Annotated in this window: 13 protein-coding genes; 7 read left to right on the forward strand and 6 right to left on the reverse strand. The window is 70.0% G+C overall.

Features of this window, described 5'->3' with window-relative positions; genetic code table 11:
* Positions 1-44 precede the first annotated feature (44 nt).
* The 4 genes from ACWFRF_RS16280 to ACWFRF_RS16295 all read right to left on the reverse strand — a co-directional run bounded on the left by ACWFRF_RS16280 (position 45) and on the right by ACWFRF_RS16295 (position 3,447).
* A complete protein-coding gene (locus tag ACWFRF_RS16280) occupies positions 45-200 on the reverse strand; it encodes a hypothetical protein (protein ID WP_156677410.1) in 156 nt (51 codons plus the stop codon).
* 289 nt (positions 201-489) lie between these two features.
* Entirely contained in the window at positions 490-2,229 is a 1,740-nt protein-coding gene (locus ACWFRF_RS16285) for an NTP transferase domain-containing protein (protein WP_452450682.1), read from the reverse strand.
* A 134-nt stretch (positions 2,230-2,363) separates the two neighbouring features.
* Entirely contained in the window at positions 2,364-2,654 is a 291-nt protein-coding gene (locus ACWFRF_RS16290) for an MGMT family protein (RefSeq protein WP_378632834.1), read from the reverse strand.
* A 4-nt stretch (positions 2,655-2,658) separates the two neighbouring features.
* Positions 2,659-3,447: an alpha/beta fold hydrolase gene (locus ACWFRF_RS16295; protein ID WP_452450685.1), complete on the reverse strand. Its 789-nt coding sequence runs from the start codon at positions 3,445-3,447 to the stop codon at positions 2,659-2,661.
* An 89-nt stretch (positions 3,448-3,536) separates the two neighbouring features.
* On the opposite strand from ACWFRF_RS16295, the gene ACWFRF_RS16300 reads away from it, so the two are divergent.
* The 4 genes from ACWFRF_RS16300 to nudC all read left to right on the forward strand — a co-directional run bounded on the left by ACWFRF_RS16300 (position 3,537) and on the right by nudC (position 13,125).
* The gene (locus tag ACWFRF_RS16300) at positions 3,537-7,322 is read left to right on the forward strand and encodes an ATP-dependent helicase (protein WP_452450980.1); all 3,786 of its coding nucleotides are present in this window, start codon (positions 3,537-3,539) and stop codon (positions 7,320-7,322) included.
* The gene (locus tag ACWFRF_RS16305) at positions 7,319-10,978 is read left to right on the forward strand and encodes an ATP-dependent helicase (protein WP_452450687.1); all 3,660 of its coding nucleotides are present in this window, start codon (positions 7,319-7,321) and stop codon (positions 10,976-10,978) included. The genes ACWFRF_RS16300 and ACWFRF_RS16305 overlap by 4 nt, the downstream gene beginning before the upstream one ends.
* 150 nt (positions 10,979-11,128) lie before the next feature.
* Positions 11,129-12,184 carry a potassium channel family protein gene (locus ACWFRF_RS16310; RefSeq protein ID WP_379313152.1) on the forward strand — a complete coding sequence of 352 codons (1,056 nt, stop codon included), beginning with the start codon at positions 11,129-11,131 and terminating at the stop codon, positions 12,182-12,184.
* Between the two features lie 47 nt (positions 12,185-12,231).
* Entirely contained in the window at positions 12,232-13,125 is an 894-nt protein-coding gene (nudC, locus tag ACWFRF_RS16315; RefSeq protein WP_452450981.1) for an NAD(+) diphosphatase, read from the forward strand.
* Between the two features lie 9 nt (positions 13,126-13,134).
* Here nudC and ACWFRF_RS16320 read toward each other — a convergent pair whose 3' ends face one another.
* Entirely contained in the window at positions 13,135-13,368 is a 234-nt protein-coding gene (locus ACWFRF_RS16320; protein ID WP_143876199.1) for a mycoredoxin, read from the reverse strand.
* A 111-nt stretch (positions 13,369-13,479) separates the two neighbouring features.
* Between ACWFRF_RS16320 and ACWFRF_RS16325 the strand changes: the two genes are divergently transcribed.
* From ACWFRF_RS16325 to ACWFRF_RS16335, 3 genes are all read left to right on the forward strand, one after another.
* The gene (locus ACWFRF_RS16325) at positions 13,480-15,636 is read left to right on the forward strand and encodes an ATP-dependent DNA helicase UvrD2 (RefSeq protein ID WP_378991332.1); all 2,157 of its coding nucleotides are present in this window, start codon (positions 13,480-13,482) and stop codon (positions 15,634-15,636) included.
* Positions 15,637-15,746: 110 nt separating this feature from the next.
* A complete protein-coding gene (locus ACWFRF_RS16330) occupies positions 15,747-16,079 on the forward strand; it encodes a hypothetical protein (protein ID WP_452450689.1) in 333 nt (110 codons plus the stop codon).
* A gap of 138 nt (positions 16,080-16,217) precedes the next feature.
* Complete coding sequence (locus ACWFRF_RS16335; protein WP_378632852.1) at positions 16,218-16,541, forward strand: WhiB family transcriptional regulator; 324 nt, start codon at positions 16,218-16,220, stop codon at positions 16,539-16,541.
* Positions 16,542-16,605: 64 nt separating this feature from the next.
* On the opposite strand, the gene ACWFRF_RS16340 is transcribed toward ACWFRF_RS16335, so the two are convergent.
* Complete coding sequence (locus ACWFRF_RS16340; RefSeq protein WP_379314618.1) at positions 16,606-17,190, reverse strand: helix-turn-helix domain-containing protein; 585 nt, start codon at positions 17,188-17,190, stop codon at positions 16,606-16,608.
* Positions 17,191-17,245 lie beyond the last annotated feature (55 nt).

The following is a 17,245-nucleotide window of genomic DNA, read 5'->3' on the forward strand; positions in this document are numbered from 1 at the left end:
CGAGCCGCCGGTAGCGATACCGGCGGCTCGTCGACTCACGTATTTCAGTGATGGCCGGGGCGGCGCTGTTCACGCCGATCGTCCTGGCCTGCTCGCGTCATCCCTTGCGAGTCCTGCCCCTGCTCCTGCCGCTGCTCCTGCTGCTGGCGCGGCATCTGCTTGGGCATTTTCTTCGGTGCTTTTTTAGACTTGTCAGCCATCTCCACACGGTCCTTTCCGAGGGATAAGTGATTAAGCCTTCAACGCACTGTCCGACGCAATCCACCTCGCGTGCGGGGCGTCCCACGCCTGACCCGTCCAACAATAAGCACCATTACGGCGCGAGGATAGACCTGCGGCAAAAATAGGTTTCTGACCTGTGTGAATGCGGCGTGTCAAGCATGTGCGGGCGTGCTCCGGCCAATTAATCCGGACTTCGCCGTTCTGTGACAATGCGAGAATTGCGGCGAGTGCGCGAGATTCGACCTCGGCCATTGTCAGGAGTCGCGGTCAGGAGGGGAGCGGGATGAATTCGACGATCGAGCCGTCGGTGGCATTCGGGGGGACGATGACCAGGCCGTCGCGGTCGATCAGGCCGGCGAGGTGGGCGGTGCGGACGGTGGGGTCGCCGAGCCAGCCGCCGTCGGGGGCGTAGCGGGCGGGGGTGATGCGCTGGACCGGGGCGGTGATGTCGGCGGCGTTGTGGAGCGAGCCGAGGATTCTTCGGGGGAGGGGGGAGCCGGTGCGGGCGGCGACGATCGCGGGGGTGAGGGCGAGGAGGACGGCGATGGCGGCGAAAGGGTTGCCGGGAAGGCCGAGGACGGTCTGGCCGGTGGGGAGTTCGGCGACGACGGTGGAACCGCCTGGGCGCAGGGCGAGTCGGGGAACCAGGACGCGGGCTTCGGCTCGGGCGATGGCGGTACGGAGTTGATCGGCCGCGCCGCCGCCGGTGGCGCCGACCACGACCAGCAGGTCGAAATCCGAGGTGCCGGTGAGCATGTCGTCGAAGCCATGGGCGGTGTCGCGCAGATGGACTCGGTCGGTGACGCGAACGCCGCAGCCCGCGAGCAGATCTGGCAGGACGGGCCCGATCGAGTCGCGGGTCTGGCCGGTCTGGAGCGGGCCGGTGCTGCGAATCTCGTCGCCGGTCATGACAATTCGCGCACGCACCGGTCCGCGAACCGTGCCCGTGGTGACCTCCACTGAGGCCGCTGCCGAGCGCAGGGCGGCGGTGACCCGGGTGCCCGCCGGTGCCACGAGGTCGCCGATCTTCCTGTCCTCACCGCTTTTTCGGACATCGCCGCGGATCGGGCTGTCGGGCAGGCGGGCCAGCTCGTCGCCGGTGATCGCGGCGAATTCGTCGCGCACCACCGACGTGGTGCCGTCCGGAACGTGGGCGCCGGTGGCGATGCGCACCGACTCGCCGGGGAGCAGGCCCGCCGGCCGCGCCCCACCCGCGAATCCGACGTCGCGGCGCAACTGCCACGGGCCGTCGCCACACACGGCGTAACCGTCCATCGCCGAGACATCGAAGCGGGGAAGAGGCCCCGCGGCGGTGATCGCGGCGGCCAGCGCGGCACCGGAGACCTCGTCCAGCGCGGCCTCGTAGGTGACCAGGGGTGTCAGGCCGGAACCGATACGCTCGCGCGCTTCGGTGAGATCGAGGCGGTCCGACGCGCGGTCGGTGGCCAAGGATTCGCGCGCGCGCCGGACCTCTTCCTCGGTGTCGCAGTCGGCGATGTCGGGCAGCTCGACCAGGACGGTCTCGGCGGGCACGATGGCCTTCATGGGCTGGTTCACCAGTGAATCCAGTCCGGCCAGTGCCGCCACCAGCGCACTGCGTCGCCAGACACCGACGAGGTATTGCGGGCGACCGGAAGCATCGATCGCGAAAACGGCGTCAGCGGTGGACTCGGTTGCGCTGCGCAGCAGTTCGTGGACGGTCGCATCGGTCAGGAAGGGCATGTCGGCCGCGAGCACGACGACCAAGGGCGCGGTGGAGCCGAGTGCGGCGAGGCCGGTGCCGATCGCCGCGACCGGGCCGGAACCCGGTGGCACCTCACGAACCTGCCCGAACCGCGCATCGAGTTCGGGGCGATGCGGACCGACCACGACGACCTCGGCGCAGTCGCGCACGGCATCCAGCGCGGCATCGAGCATCGACCGCCCGCCGATCATGATCGCCGGTTTGTCGACCCCACCCATCCGACTGGCTCGCCCACCGGCGAGCACGATCGCATCGGCGGTCATCGGCTGACTCGGAATCGGGTGATCGGCACGAAAGTCATGCTAGTAGGCGCGGCCCCGATGCTCGAGACCCCGCAGCCGAGCGGGCCGCTCCCGCCGGGAAGTCCGTGGCGGATGCGGAGCAACGATCGGCGTGCTCAGAGACGCGCCGTCCGCAGAACGACCCGGCCGTCGACGATCGGCACGCCCTCCTCGCCGAGAAGCCGGAGCTGACGAGCGGCCAGGTGGGCGGCGGGACGTCCGGACGCGCCGATGACACGGTGCCACGGGAGGTCGGCGGAATCGGTGCGCATGATCCAGCCGACCGTGCGGGCCGAGGACAGCCCGGCCGCGGCGGCGATATCGCCGTAGGTGGCGACCCGGCCGGGCGGAATCGCGGCGACCAGTTCGCGGACCTTCTCCACCTGTTCCTCCGTCGTGACGGCCATCGGGCTACAGCACCGCGGCGATCAGCGCGGCCGTGTCGGCGGGGCGGGCCTGGGCGACCATGTGGTCGCAGTCCCAGACCTCGGCGGTGAACGTGTCGAGGTGGGTGGCGAGGGCGTCGAGGAACTCCGCGGTGACATACGGCGGCTGCACCTTGGCGGCGCGCACCAGCACCGTCGGCAGGTCGGCGGGCGGCAACACGAACGGTCGCGCCAGCTGACCCCAGTACGAGGTGATCGCCGGTTGGAAGATGCGCCAGCCGACCCGGCCGCCCTCGGTCGGCACGAGGTGCTCGGCCAACTCCCGTTCCAGCACCTCGGGATCGACCTCGTCGGCTCCCCACGCGCTGACCTGCTTGTCAGAGCGGGCTTCGGCGAGATCGGTGTAATCGGGGGAGGCCAGGTTGGCGAGGGCGACCTGCTCGATCAGCTTCGCGTCGATGCCGATGGCGGGATCGAGCAGGACGAGCGCCCGCACGAGGTCGGGGTGCTGCCGGGCCAGATGGATACCGGCGGCGCCGCCGAAGGAGTGGCCGACCACGACGACCGGGCCGTCGGTCTCGGCGCGCAGCAGCTGCGCGAGATCGGCGACGATCGTTTCCAGATCCCACGGCGGCAGCGAGGTGGAGCGGCCGTGTCCGCGCAGGTCCGGGGCGATGATCCTGGCCTGGGGCAGATGCTCGGTGGCGAGGGTTTCCCACCGGTTGCCATGGCCGGTGAGACCGTGCAGGGCGAGGACGGCGGGACCGTCGGCGGGGCCGAATCGGTGCACATGAAGCGACGACACGACTGCCATTCTGGCCGGTCGCGCGCGGTCTCGCAGTACGGCCCTCGCGGTAGGGGTGCGCCGGTGTGTCGGACTGGTCTGTTGCAATAGCCGATGTGGTGCGATCGGATAGCTCGGTGCGACTCGTGCGCCGGACAACGCGGGCGCCCCGGCCGCGGGCCTGGGGCGCGTCCGTTCGCGCGCTGTTCGCCGAGCAGGCCCAGCCCGCGCCGCCGCGCCCCGGGTGGCGACCCTGGCAGGTGATGGGCGGGCCGGGGACGGGCAAGACCGCGCTGCTGGTCGACCTGGTGACCGCGCGGATCGCCGACGGTGCCGACCCGGCGTCGGTGCTGGTCCTCACACACACCAAGCACGCGGCCGCGGCGTTGCGGGATGCGATCACCCACCAGCTGGGGCCCGCCGCGGGTGGTATTCCGGGCGCGAGCCGGGAACCGATGGTGCGCACGCTGCACTCCTACGCGTTCTCGGTGCTGCGCCGGCACGCGGATCTGCACGGCAATCCGCCGCCGCGGCTGCTCACCGGCGCCGAACAGGACGCGGTGCTGCGGGAGATGCTGCGCGGAGATCTCGCCGACATCGAAGCCGGGGCGGGCGGTTTGTGGCCGCCGCGATTACAGCCCGCACTGGCACTGGGCGGGTTCGCCGAGCAACTGCGTGACCTGATGCTGCGCGCGACCGAGCGCGGGCTCGGCCCGGAAGACCTGATGGCGCTCGGTCGCGAGCACGACAACGACGCGTGGGTGGCGGCCGGGCGCTTCTTCCAGCGGTACGAACAGGCCTCGATGCTGCGGTGGTCGGTCGGTGTCGCCGCGCCGGAGGCCACCGCGCCCGCGCTCGATGCCGCGGAACTGGTCGGTGCGGCGCTCGATGCCCTGGCCGGAGACCGGAATCTGCTCGCCGCCGAACGGGATCGGATCCGCTACCTGCTCGTCGACGACGCCCAGCACCTCGACCCGCAGGCCGCGACACTCGTGCGCGCCATCGGCAGCGGCAGCGCGAGCACCGTTGTCACCGGCGACCCGGACCAGGCCGTCTTCACCTTCCGCGGCGCGGATTCGCACTTCCTCACCGACCTCGACACCGTCGCGCAGCGGCGAATCATCCTGCGTCACAACCATCGCAGTGGCGCGCCGATCCGCTTGGCGAATGCGCGCATCGCGGCGAGGTTGCCGGGGAGCGCGCGGCACCGGGTACTGCCGGGACAGGAGAACGAACCACCCGAGCCCATGGGGCAGCCCGTCGTCGGCCAGGACCCGGCACTCGAGGGCGCCGTCGATCTGTTCGCCCACGCCGGTCCGAGCGCCGAACCAGATCTGTGGCCGGTGCCGCAGGACCTGCCGCCCGAGGACGAACCGCCGCCCGAGGACGCGTGGACGCCCCCGGCCGATCTGCCTCCCGCCGACGAGTCGAGTGTGCGGGTGCGGGTGTTGTCGACGCCGGCGAAGGAGGCGGCGCTGATCGCCGACCATCTGCGCCGCGCGCACCTCACCGATGGTGTGCCGTGGTCGGCGATGGCGGTGATCGTGCGGTCGGTGCCGTTGTCGCTGGCGCCGTTACGGCGGGCCCTGCTGGCGGCCGGGGTGCCGGTGCGCAGGCCCGCGGTGGCCGAGCCGTTGGCACGCCGGCGCGGGGCGGCGTGGATGGTGCTGGCGCTGCGGGTGTTGCTGGCGGGGGATGCGTCGCGGCCGGGTTCGCGCCGGGCGATCGATGCGATGTTCTCGTCGGACGACGCGATGGATCTGCTGTCCGGGCCGCTCGGCGGGGCCGACCAGATCGCCCTGCGGAGGTTGCGGCGCGGTGTGCGGCGCAGCGTGCTCGACCTGGAACGCACGGGTGCGCTCGCCGAGCCCCTGGTCGATGGAGCCGACCAGTTCCTGCTCTGGGACGAAGCTGTGCCCGCGCCGGAAATCGCTGAACCCGAACCGGATCCGATCGACGACGAATGGTTGCCGCCCCCGGACCCCGAGGATCCGCTGCGCCCGGAACCCGAACCGGACTGGGACATCGCCGAACGGCTGCCCGACGATATCGACCTCCTCGATGCCGAAAACCCGCCCGCCGCGCACACCGTCGTGGAAACCGTGCGCCCGGAGTCGCCTGCGGTGCCGCTGGTCGATCAGTCCTCGGCCGAGGTGCTGCGCGACCTGATCGTCGGTATCGGCGAGGAACGGCTGCTCGACGGGCTCACCGAGGTCGAGGCGGCGCCACTGCGTCGCGTGTTGCGCGCGGTGGCGAAGGCGAAACAGACCCAGGCCAGGGGGCAGGGGCTAGAAGACGTGCTGTGGACGTTGTGGACGAATTCGAGGCTGGAGCGACGCTGGTTCCGGCAGTCGCGACGTGGCGGGGCGCCGGGCATGCAGGCCGACCGTGACCTCGACGCGGCTGTCGAATTGTTCGATGCCGCAGCCGCTTACGTCGACCGGTTGCCCAAGGCGAGTATTGACGGCTTCGTCGAATATCTGCTGCACCAGCAACTCGCGCAACAGGGTAGGCCGCTGACCGCCGAGGGTGAGGCGGTGACCCTGCTCAGCGCGCACGCCGCGGCGGGCCGGGAATGGGACGTGGTGGCGGTCGCGGCCGTGCAGGAGGGCATCTGGCCCAACCCGCGCTCGCGGGGCACGCTGCTGCACACCGAGGATCTCGTCGACCTGGTCGCCGGGGTCGAACCGAGCGCGACCGTGAGCCGCGCCGCGCCGATCCTGGCCGAGGAACGCAGGCTGCTGCTGGTGGCGTGCAGCCGCGCGCGGCGGTCGTTGCTGGTGACCGCCGTCGAATCCGCTGCGGGAGACCAGGATCTGGTGCCCTCGCGGTTTCTCACCGAACTCGTCGGCGACGACGACAGCGGCGAACCCGGCGCGCTGCCGGTCGCCGATCCCGGACGGGCGCTGGTGATGCACGCGCTCGTCGCCGAACTGCGCGGGGTGGTGTGTGATCCCGGTGCCGACCCCGAACGGCGTGACCGCGCCGCACGGCAGCTGGCGCGGCTGGCCGACGCGGGCGTGCCAGGTACCGACCCCGGCGACTGGTACGGCACCGCCGAACTCAGTTCGCAGCGCGAACTCTGGGACGACGACGATTCCCCGATCGGGTTGTCACCGTCGACGGTCGAACTGCTGCGCACCTGTCCGCTGCGATGGGCGCTGGAACGCCACGGTGGCACCGACGGTGACAACCCGCACGCCGTGAAGGGCAATCTCGTGCACACGCTCGTACAGGCGCTGGCGGGCGATGTCCCCGAGGCGCAGGTGCGGGCGGCGCTTGATCAGGCGTGGAAAACGGTCGACCCGGCCGACGGCTGGCATTCGCGCCAGGAACTACGTCGCACCGAGACGATGCTGGAGACCTTCCTCGCCTGGGTGCGCACCACGCGCGGCGAGCTCACCCAGGCCGGGGTGGAGGTGCCGGTGGACTGTGTGCTGCCCGCGCGCACGGAAGGCGCACGGGCCGTACGCATTCGGGGGCGCATCGATCGGCTCGAACGAGATGCGCAGGGGCGCTTCGTCATCGTCGATGTGAAGACGGGCAAGACGCCGGTCAGCGAGAAGGCGGTGGCCGATCACGCGCAGCTGGCCACCTACCAGGTGGCCGCCGCGCACGGGGCGCTGGACGAGGACGAGTCCGACGAACCTGCCCCCGTGGCCGACCCCGGTGGCGCGCGGTTGGTCTATGTCGCCAAGCCGAACCGCAAGACCGGCGCGGCCGAACGGACACAGAGCGCGCTCGACGGCGACGGCCTCGAGCAGTGGCGCACCACCATTCACGACGCGGCCGACGCGACGCGCGGGCCCGGCTATCTGGCGGTGCGCAACGACGGGTGCAGGCACTGCCCGGTCGCGGGCAGTTGCCCGGTGCAGGACACCGGACGGCAGGTGACCGACGAGTGAGCGGTGTGCGCGTCACCCCGCAACGGTTGGCCGACGCGCTCGGCCTGCCGACCCCGACCGATGAGCAGTCGGCGGTCATCGCCGCGCCGCCGGAGCCGACGCTGGTCGTCGCGGGCGCGGGCGCGGGCAAGACCGAGACGATGGCCGCGCGCGTGGTGTGGATGGTGGCCAACCAGCTGGTCGCTCCGGACGAAGTACTCGGGTTGACCTTCACCCGAAAAGCCGCCCAGCAGTTGACCTCCCGGATCCGGACCCGGCTCGCCCGGTTGGCGGGTGCGCCGCTGCTGCGTGAGATCGATCCCAGTGGCGCGTTGCGCACGATCGTCGCCGGTGCCGAGCCCGAGATCAGCACCTACCACTCGTACGCGGGCAGGCTGCTCACCGCGCACGGACTGTTGTTGCCGGTGGAGCCCTCGGCGGCGCTGCTCACCCAGACCCAGTTGTGGCAGCTCGCGCACGAGGTGGTGCGTTCCTGGGACGGCGATCTCGACACCGATCGCACGCCGGTCTCGGTGACCGAGGCGGTGCTCGCCCTGTCCGGGCAGCTCGCCGAACATCTGGTGGAACCGGAGCAGTTGGCCGAGGCACACGCGGAGCTGGAGAAACTCGTCTACACGCTGCCCGCGGGCCCCCGGCAACGCGGCGGACCGAGCCAGGCACTGGTCGGCGTGGTGACCGCGCAACGTGAGCGCGTGGCCCTGCTCCCGCTGGTTCGCCAGCTCGCCGACGCGCTGAACCGCCGTGGCGCACTGGATTTCGGCTCCCAGATGTCGCTGGCCGCGCAATTGGCCGTCGACCATCCGGAAGTCGCCGCCGCCGAACGCGCGCGGTTCAAACTGGTCCTGCTCGACGAATACCAGGACACCGGGCACGCGCAACGGGTGCTGTTGTCGGCGCTGTTCGGCAATGCCGAAGCGGTACAACGAGATCGGCAGCGAGAGCCGGTGCGGATCCGGGGTGAGGAGCACCCGCCTCGAACACGCGAAGCCGACACGTTGTTCGCGATGGATGAGCGCGAAGATGCCATCGCGGGCACCCGGTCGCCGGCCGATCACCCTGGCGCGCGGATATCGAGCGCTGGTGCGCGTGGGGGCGAACGGCCGCGAGGCGAGCCGACGGCCCGCGATGGCAGCGGTCGGACCGTGCCGGGGGAATCCGCCCCGCTCTCGCGTGCGCTCGCGGTGACGGCGGTGGGTGACCCGATGCAATCCATCTACGGGTGGCGTGGCGCCTCGGCGGCCAACCTGCCGCGATTCGCCACGGACTTCCCCGCTGCGCCAGGGGTGCCCGCGCCGGTGTTGCCGCTGCTGACCAGCTGGCGGAACCCGCCCGAAGCGCTGGCGCTGGCGAACCTGGTGGCCGATCCGCTGCGGGCGGTGGCGCGGGCGGCCGGTGGGGCGACCGTGGACGCGTTGCGGGCCAAACCGCAATCGCAGGCGGGGGTCGTCGAGTTCGCGCTCACCGAAACCATCGCGCAGGAGCGGGACTGGATCGCCGAGCGGATCGCGCGCGAGTGGGCGACGGCGCGGGAGAACGAGGGTCCGCCGCCCACCTCGGCGGTGCTCATCCGGCGCAATGCCGATGCGGCGCCGCTGGCAGAGGCGCTGCGCGAGCAGGGATTGCCGGTGGAGATCGTCGGACTCGGTGGGTTGCTGGCGACGCCGGAGGTCGCCGATATCGTCGCCACTCTGCGCTTGATCGCCGAGCCGGGGACCGGAAGCGCGGCGGTCCGCATTCTCACCGGGGCCCGGTGGCGGATCGGGGTGGCGGACCTGGCCGCACTGGCGCGGCGAGCGCAGATGCTGTCCATCAGCAGCGGGTCGGGTGCCACCGACGCCATCACCGACGCGGCCGGACTCGCGACGGCGTTGCGCGAGGTCGCGCCCGAACCGACCGAGAAAGCCGGTCTCGCCGACGCCATCGCCGACCCCGGTGCGGCGGACCAGTATTCGGAGGCCGGGTTCGCGCGGATCGCTGCCCTGAGCGACGAGCTGGCCGCACTGCGCGAACGCAGTGGGCAGCCGCTGGTGGAACTCGTCGCCGATGTCGAACGGACGATCGGCGTCGGGGTGGAGACCCAGGCCAGGCGGGCGATCGCCGGTGGCGGCGCCGGACGCGAGCACCTCGATGCCTTCGCCGAGGTGGTCGCCGGGTACGCGGCCGATTCCCGGGCATCGCTGAGCGGCCTGCTCGCCTTCTTCACCGCGGCGGAATCGGTCGAAAACGGTTTGGAGCCAGGCGAAGTCGAGGTCGCGCGCGACCGGGTGCAGGTGCTCACCGTGCACGCCGCCAAGGGTCTGGAATGGGAAGTCGTCGCCGTGCCGCACGTGAGCGCCACGGTGTTCCCGTCGACCACCGCACTGAGTACCTGGCTCGGCGCGCTCACCGAACTCCCCACCACGCTGCGCGGCGACCGCGCCCAGCCGGACGCGTCCGAGGGCGTGCCCGTCCTGGACTTGAGCGCCGTGGGTGACCGCTCCGAACTCGAACACGCGATCGCCGACCACAAGGACGCGCTCAAGAGCCGCCGGCTCGACGAGGAACGGCGCCTGTTCTATGTGGCGCTCACCAGAACCGAACGAGTCCTGCTGGTTTCGGCCTACTACTGGCCCGAGACGGGGACCTCGCAGAAGGGTCCGTCGGATTTCCTGCTCGAGCTCAAGGAGGCGAATGAGAACCCGGGCAGCGAGGCCTACGGCGTCGCCACCGTCGCCCGCTGGGACGACAAGCCACCACCGGACGCGGTGAACCCGTTCGCCGACAACCCGCCGACCGCCCCGTGGCCACGCGACCCACTGGGCAACCGTCGCGATCCCATCGAACAGGGCGCCGCCCTCGTCCGCGAAGCACTCGACGAATTGCGCAGCGGCACATCGGTGGCCCACAGCACCGCCGACGATCAGGCCGAGATCGACGACCCCGAGGGCTGGGTCAACGATGTCGACGCCCTCCTCGCCGAATTCACCGCCGCCGAACTCGCCGAACAGCAGGTGGAACTTCCTGGACAACTTCCCGCCACCGCCCTCGTCGAACTCCGCGCCGACCCGACCCGGCTGGCCGCCCGTCTGCGCCGCCCGCTCCCGTACCCCCCGAACCCGATGGCGCGGCGCGGCACCGCCTTTCACGCCTGGGTGCAATCCTGGTTCGGCACCGAACAGTTGCTCGGCCTCGACGAACTGCCCGGCGCCGCCGACAGCACCACCGAAATGGGACGCGCCGACCAGGAACTCGCCGCCATGCAGTCCGCCTTCCGCCGCTCACCGTGGGCGCACCGCAATCCGGTCGACGTGGAAGTGCCCTTCGAAACCAGCATCGCGGGCACGGTGATTCGCGGTCGCATGGATGCCGTCTTCGCCGAACCCGGCGGCCGCTGGATCGTGGTCGACTGGAAGACCGGCGCCGAACCCGGCCCCGCCGACGAGCCCGCCGTCGCCGTGCAGCTGGCCGTCTACCGCCTCGCCTGGGCCCGCCTGATGGCCGCGCGCACCGGCGAGACCGAGGACCGGATGCTCCAACGTGTCGGCGCCGCATTCCATTACATCCGCTCCGGGCGCACCATCGCCCCCGCGCGACTGGCGGGCCCCGCCGAGCTGGAGCGCCTCATCCGCGACGCCGCACCGGAAAACGCCGACACCGATCCACACGAGGTTCACTGAGCCGATAGTGTTGCGGTCGCCGCCGGGTTTTCGGCCGCCTTGATCTGGACTGACCAGAGGGTGCGACGAAGGAGTGCCCGGCGGGAGGGAAGACCAAGGTACCCAGGCCGAAAACCCGCGGCGCCAGCCGCCAGAAATACAGGAGCAGGCATGTTCGGTGACACGCGCAACCCGGTCGGGTTGAGCAGCAGTCCCGACTACGCCCTGGTCGGTCTGTTGCGGATCCCGGCGGCGCAGTCCAGTCCGTGGGTTTCGCTCACCCGTCGCGTGTTGTTCGCGATCGCACTGCTGTTCACCGCCGCGACAGTGGTCTACGTCGGCCGCCACGGCTACAGCGACAACACCGGCGACGAGCTGTCGTTCCTGGACGCGATGTACTACGCCACGGTGTCGCTGTCGACCACCGGCTACGGCGATATCGCCCCGGTGACCCCGTCGGCGCGGTTGGTGAACATCATCGTCATCACCCCCCTGCGCGTCCTGTTCCTCATCGTGTTGGTCGGTACCACTCTCGGCGTGCTGACCGAACGGTCGCGGCAGGCATTCAAGATTCAGCGATGGAGGCACACCGTGCGTAATCACACCGTCGTCGTCGGCTACGGCACCAAGGGCCGGACCGCGATCGATGCGATGGTCGGTGACGGGATCCAGGTGTCCGACATCGTGGTGGTCGACACCGACCCCATCGCGCTCGAGGCCGCTGCCGCCGCGGGCCTGGTGACCGTGCACGGTTCGGCGACCAAGTCCGATGTGCTGCGACTGACCGGTGTGCAGCGTGCCGCCGCGGTCGTCGTCGCCACCAATCGCGACGACACCGCCGTGCTGGTGACGCTCACCGCGCGCGAACTGAACAAGACGGCCAAGATCTCGGTGGCCATCCGCGAAGCGGAGAACACCCACCTGGTCCGCCAGTCCGGCGCCGACTCGGTGGTGGTGTCCTCGGAGACCGCGGGCAGGCTGCTCGGTATCGCCACCACCACGCCGACGGTCGTGGAGATGATGGAGGACCTGCTCACACCCGAGCAGGGCTTCGCCGTCGCCGAACGCGAGGTGGAGACGAGCGAAGTGGGCGGATCGCCGCGCCATCTCAGCGATATCGTGCTCGGTGTGGTGCGCAACGGCGCGCTGATCAGGGTCGGCGAACCCGAGGTCGATGCCCTCGACACCGGCGACAAACTGCTCTACATCCGTCGCGCCGGAAAGTAGTCGGCCGCCCGGGCGCACCCGCACCCGCGCCTTCGCTCTATGCTCGGATCGTGTCGTTCCGGCTGAAAAACGTTCCGCTGCTGTCACGTTCCACCATCGACCGGGCCGAGCACGCCCGGCTCGATCCCGGCGCCCTGCGCGAAGGGTGGGGAAAAGCGAAGATTCTGCGTATCGACGCGCGGGGGAAAGTGCGGGTCGAGGACGGCAAGATCGTCCTCGACGCTGCCGTCTCGGTGGCGCAGGAGCCCGGTGAGGGCGCGGTGTTCCTCGGTGCCGCCGATGGCAGCCACCTGTGGGCGGTGCGAGCGAACGATCTGGACGGCACCCTGAAGGATCTGCGAACCCTCGGCGCTGTCGACGATTTCACCGCGGAACTGCTGTCCACCGCGTACGCGCTGCTCAACTGGCACGATCGGGCCGGGTATCACGGCGGCGACGGCACGGTGACCACGACAGCGCGTGGCGGTTGGTCGCGGCTGACCGCGGCAGGCGAGGAGGAGTTCCCACGGATCGACCCCGCCGTGATCTGCCTGGTCCACGACGGCGCCGATCGGGTGCTGCTGGCCCGTCAGCAGAGCTGGCCGGAGACGATGTTCTCACTGCTGGCAGGCTTCGTCGAAGCCGGTGAATCGCTGGAGCACTGCGTGGAACGCGAGATCCGCGAGGAGGTCGGTGTCGACCTGCGCGAGATCGAGTATCTCGGCAGCCAGCCGTGGCCGTTCCCGCGCTCGCTGATGGTCGGCTTCGCCGCGGTCGGCGACCCCGCCCAGGAACTCGTGTTCTCCGATGGCGAGATCGCCGAGGCGCACTGGTTCACCCGCGAGGAGGTCCGCGCGGCACTGCGGCTCGGCGACTGGTCGGCGCGCGAACCCGGCGCCCGGCTGCTCGTCCCCGGGTCCATCTCGATCGCGCGCTCGATCATCGAGTCCTGGGCGGACTGACGCGGCGAATCAGGCCTGCTGGGCGGCCAATGCCTGCTTGACCGCGGCCAGCGACGGGTTGGTCGCGGTGGAGCCGTCGCGGTACTTGATCGTCGGCACGACGTGGTTGCCGTTGTTAACGCTGCCGACGAACTCGGCCGAAGCGGGATCGTCCTCGATATCGATCACCGAGTAGGTGATGCCCGCCTCGTCGAGCTGGGTCCGCAGGCGCCGGCAATAGCCGCACCAGGTGGTCGAGTACATCGTCAGATCTGGGGTTGCTTCAGTCACGGGATGTGCAACGTCGCGAGGTGGCGCTGTGTTCCTTGCTCCTGCATCCGCGGGCGTCGCGGCACGTTGTCGGTGGGCGCTGTCATGATGGTGCGCGTGCCAGCACTCGATCTCACCGCCCTCGACCCGGAACAGGCCGCCGCGGTGCGGGCACCGAGGGGGCCGGTCTGTGTTCTCGCGGGTGCGGGGACCGGTAAGACCAGGACGATCACGCATCGGATCGCGCACCTGATCGCGGGCGGGCATGTGAAGGCCGACCAGGTGCTGGCGGTGACGTTCACCGCACGCGCGGCGGGGGAGATGCGCAATCGGCTGCGCACGATGGGACTCGGGGGCGATGCCGGGCAGGTGCAGGCGCGCACCTTCCACGCCGCGGCGCTGCGGCAGTTGCGGTATTTCTGGCCGCAGGTGGTGGGGGATGTGCCGTGGCGGTTGATCGACAGCAAGTTCCCCATCGTCTCGCAGGCCGCGCAGCGGGCGGGGCTGCGTGCCTCCACCGAAATGGTGCGCGACCTGCTCAGCGAGATCGAATGGGCCAAGGCGTCGCTGATCGCCCCGGAGGACTATCCGGCCGCTGCCGCCAGACATCATCGTGACGCGCCGGTCGACGTCGCCAAGGTCGCCGAGGTGTACCAGGGCTACGAATCCGCGAAAGCCTCCGCCGACGGCCTGCTGCTCGACTTCGACGACCTGCTCCTGCACACCGCGGCCGCACTCGAGGACTATCCGGCCGTCGCCGACGAATTCCGCGGTCGCTATCGCAGTTTCGTCGTCGACGAATACCAGGACGTGACGCCGCTACAGCAGCGAGTGCTCGACGCGTGGCTGGGCGAGCGCGACGACCTGACCGTGGTCGGCGACGCGAACCAGACCATCTACTCGTTCACCGGGGCCACCCCGTCCTACCTGCTCGATTTCTCCCGGCGCTTCCCCGACGCCACCGTGGTGCGGCTCGAACGCGACTATCGGTCGACACCCCAGGTGGTGTCGCTGGCCAACCAGGTCATCGGTGCGGCGCGCGGACGCATCGCGGGCACCCGCCTTGCCCTGATCGGTCAGCGATCCGACGGGCCCGAGCCGGAATTCGCCGAGTACGCCGACGCGCAGGCCGAGGCCGTCGCGGTCGCCGGACGGATCGAGAAGCTGATCGCCGCCGGAACACCGGCGTCCGAGATCGCGGTGCTGTACCGGACCAACGCGCTGTCGGAACCGTTCGAACAGGTGCTCGGGGCGCGGGAGATCCCGTTCCAGGTGCGCGGCGGCGAGGGGTTCTTCCAGCGTCAGGAAGTGCGGCAGGCGGTGTCGGCGCTGCGCCAGGTCGACGCCCGCGACGATCTGCCCGACGCGGCGCGCAGTGGGTCGTCGCTGATCACGCTGGTGCGGGCCGCGCTGGCGCCGGTCGGGCTGACCGCGGAGGAACCGGCCGGTGCGCAGGCGAAGGAACGCTGGTCGGCGCTGCTGGCGCTGGTGCAGCTCACCGAGGAACTGGTCAGCCACGACGACGACATGGATCTCACCGCGCTGCTGCGCGAGCTCGCGACCCGCGCGGAGGCCAAGCATCCGCCGATCGTCGACGGTGTCACTCTGGCTTCGCTGCACGCGGCGAAGGGCCTGGAATGGGACGCGGTGTTCCTGGCCGGGCTCACCGACGGCACGCTGCCGATCTTCCATGTGCTCGGCCGGAAGAACGCGCCCGTCGACGAAGCGGGGCTGGAGGAGGAGCGCCGGCTGCTCTACGTCGGCGTCACGCGGGCACGCGAACATCTGAGCCTGTCGTGGACCCAAAGGCGGCTGCAAGCGAGCGGTGACTATCGGCCGGTGACCCGGTCGCGGTTCCTCAACGGGTTGATTCCGGACAGTTCGGCGGCCTCGCGGATCGCCGTGGAAGTCCCGGTCAAGGCCGACACCCCGCGTCCACTGTGCCGGGTGTGCCTCAAGCCGCTGATCGGCACCTATGCCACCATGCTCGGCCGGTGCAGGCGCTGCCCGGGCGAGGTCGACCCGCAGCTGCTCGAGGCACTGAAGGAATGGCGAGCCGAGAAGGCCGAAGCGTTGCAGCGGCGCGACTTCGTGGTGTTCACCGACACCACCCTCACCGCCATCGCCGAACAGCTGCCCGCCGACGACGCCGCGCTGGCGGCCATCGCCGGCATCGGCGCGAAGAAGATCGAACAGTACGGTGCCGATGTCCTCGCCATCGTTGCGTCACGTTTGCGGGCGACAGCACAAAACCCCAGGTAGAAAATAAGTTGTTCGGTTCTCGATCATTGCCTATGGTGGAGAACACGCACCGAGAGTGATCCCGGTGCGCGGTAATTGTTCACACACGAGTTCAGGAGGGAGGCAGACACATGAACACGAACACGAACACCACGTTCGATGCGATGAGCAATCGCGTCCTGGTGAACGGATTTGTCATGTCCGCCTCCCGGGGGGTCCTCGCTCTGCAGGGGACCGGCCTGTCCGGCGTCGATGTCAAAGCTGTGCCGATGACTGTCGTTCATCAGCACACTCCGATTCGTCTCCAGGACAAGCCCAACGTGGGTTGGCAGCCGACCGCCGTCGCGGCACCGGCAGCAATCGCCGAGGAAGCCGGTTACGCACCGGAGTTCACCGGCGCAATCCGCCTCCGCGTCCACCCAGCGACCGTGATCAGGTCTCGACAGAGATGTCGAACTAGGTAGGGAACACCTCCCAGACCTCCTGGCCACGGATCGCGAGAAGCGAAAACCGTGGCCATCTTTATTTCGGCTCCTCAGCCGTTGGCACCGGGTTCGCACACCGAACATTCCACCGCTGCAAACGAGCTGAAGGAGAACGACGTGTTCACCGCCCAGGACTGGCCGACGGCCACTACTGACGTGACATGCCGAACCGTGGCGCAGACCCCTCGCGTCCGTGAGGTCACCAAGACTCTGCCCTGTAGGGGCGGAAACCCCGATCTGTGGTTCGCCGAGAGCCCCACCGATCTCGAGCAGGCCAAGGAACTGTGCGCGGCCTGCCCGATCCGCAAGGGCTGCCTGACCGCGGCCATCGATCGTGCCGAGCCGTGGGGCGTGTGGGGCGGTGAGATCTTCGACCAGGGTGTCGTGATCGCCCGCAAGCGCCCCCGCGGTCGCCCGCGCAAGGTCGCGATCGTGGCATGAACCCGGGAAAAGGGTTGTACCGCAAGCGAACCGCTCACCTCGTCATGGTGAGCGGTTCGTTTTGCTATATGCGGGATGCGCGTTTGACGGTGCGACCGTCGGCGACGGCGAGGACCAATGTGGTGGTGTCCGGGGAGTGCGCCCACCACCTGTGCTTCTCACCCGCGCGGCAGTAATAGGTGTCACCGGCGCCGAGGTCGTGTTCGGTGCCGTCGGCGATCAGGGAGATCCGGCCGCGGATCACGTGGATGATCTCGTCGGATCGGTGGACGAAATCGCGGTCACCGCGATCGGTGCCGCCGGTGAATTCCAGGGCGCGCAGGTCGCGGTCACCGTGGACGAGGGACCGGACGGTGCCCGCACCGGGCTCGGTTTGGGGCAGGGCGGTGTCGTCGGCGGCGCGGACCACGGCCGCGGGCGCGGTGTCGTCGGCCGCGGCCAGCAGGGCAGTCGCGGTGGTCGAGAGGGCGTCGGCGATCAGCTGGAGCGAGCGCAGGCTGGTGTTGGTCCGGCCGTTCTCGAGTTGGCTCAGAAATGACTGGGACAGACCGGTTTCGGTGGCAAGGCGGGCGAGGGTGTATTCGGCGGCGAGGCGCCGATCGCGGATCACGGTGCCGAGTTGCCGATTCCGGATGTGCTCACTGGCCACTGATCGCCTCCGTGTCCTCGGTCCTGGCTGTGCCTGTGACTGTAGTGAATCTTCA

This window comes from Nocardia sp. NPDC055165 (genome assembly GCF_053606985.1).

Coding starts and splice junctions, on each gene's coding strand:
- ACWFRF_RS16280 (WP_156677410.1), bottom strand. CDS start 200: ATGGCTGACAAGTCTAAAAAAGCACCGAAGAAAATGCCCAAGCAGATG.
- ACWFRF_RS16285 (WP_452450682.1), bottom strand. CDS start 2,229: ATGACCGCCGATGCGATCGTGCTCGCCGGTGGGCGAGCCAGTCGGATG.
- ACWFRF_RS16290 (WP_378632834.1), bottom strand. CDS start 2,654: ATGGCCGTCACGACGGAGGAACAGGTGGAGAAGGTCCGCGAACTGGTC.
- ACWFRF_RS16295 (WP_452450685.1), bottom strand. CDS start 3,447: ATGGCAGTCGTGTCGTCGCTTCATGTGCACCGATTCGGCCCCGCCGAC.
- ACWFRF_RS16310 (WP_379313152.1), top strand. CDS start 11,129: ATGTTCGGTGACACGCGCAACCCGGTCGGGTTGAGCAGCAGTCCCGAC.
- ACWFRF_RS16320 (WP_143876199.1), bottom strand. CDS start 13,368: ATGTACTCGACCACCTGGTGCGGCTATTGCCGGCGCCTGCGGACCCAG.
- ACWFRF_RS16325 (WP_378991332.1), top strand. CDS start 13,480: ATGATGGTGCGCGTGCCAGCACTCGATCTCACCGCCCTCGACCCGGAA.
- ACWFRF_RS16330 (WP_452450689.1), top strand. CDS start 15,747: ATGAACACGAACACGAACACCACGTTCGATGCGATGAGCAATCGCGTC.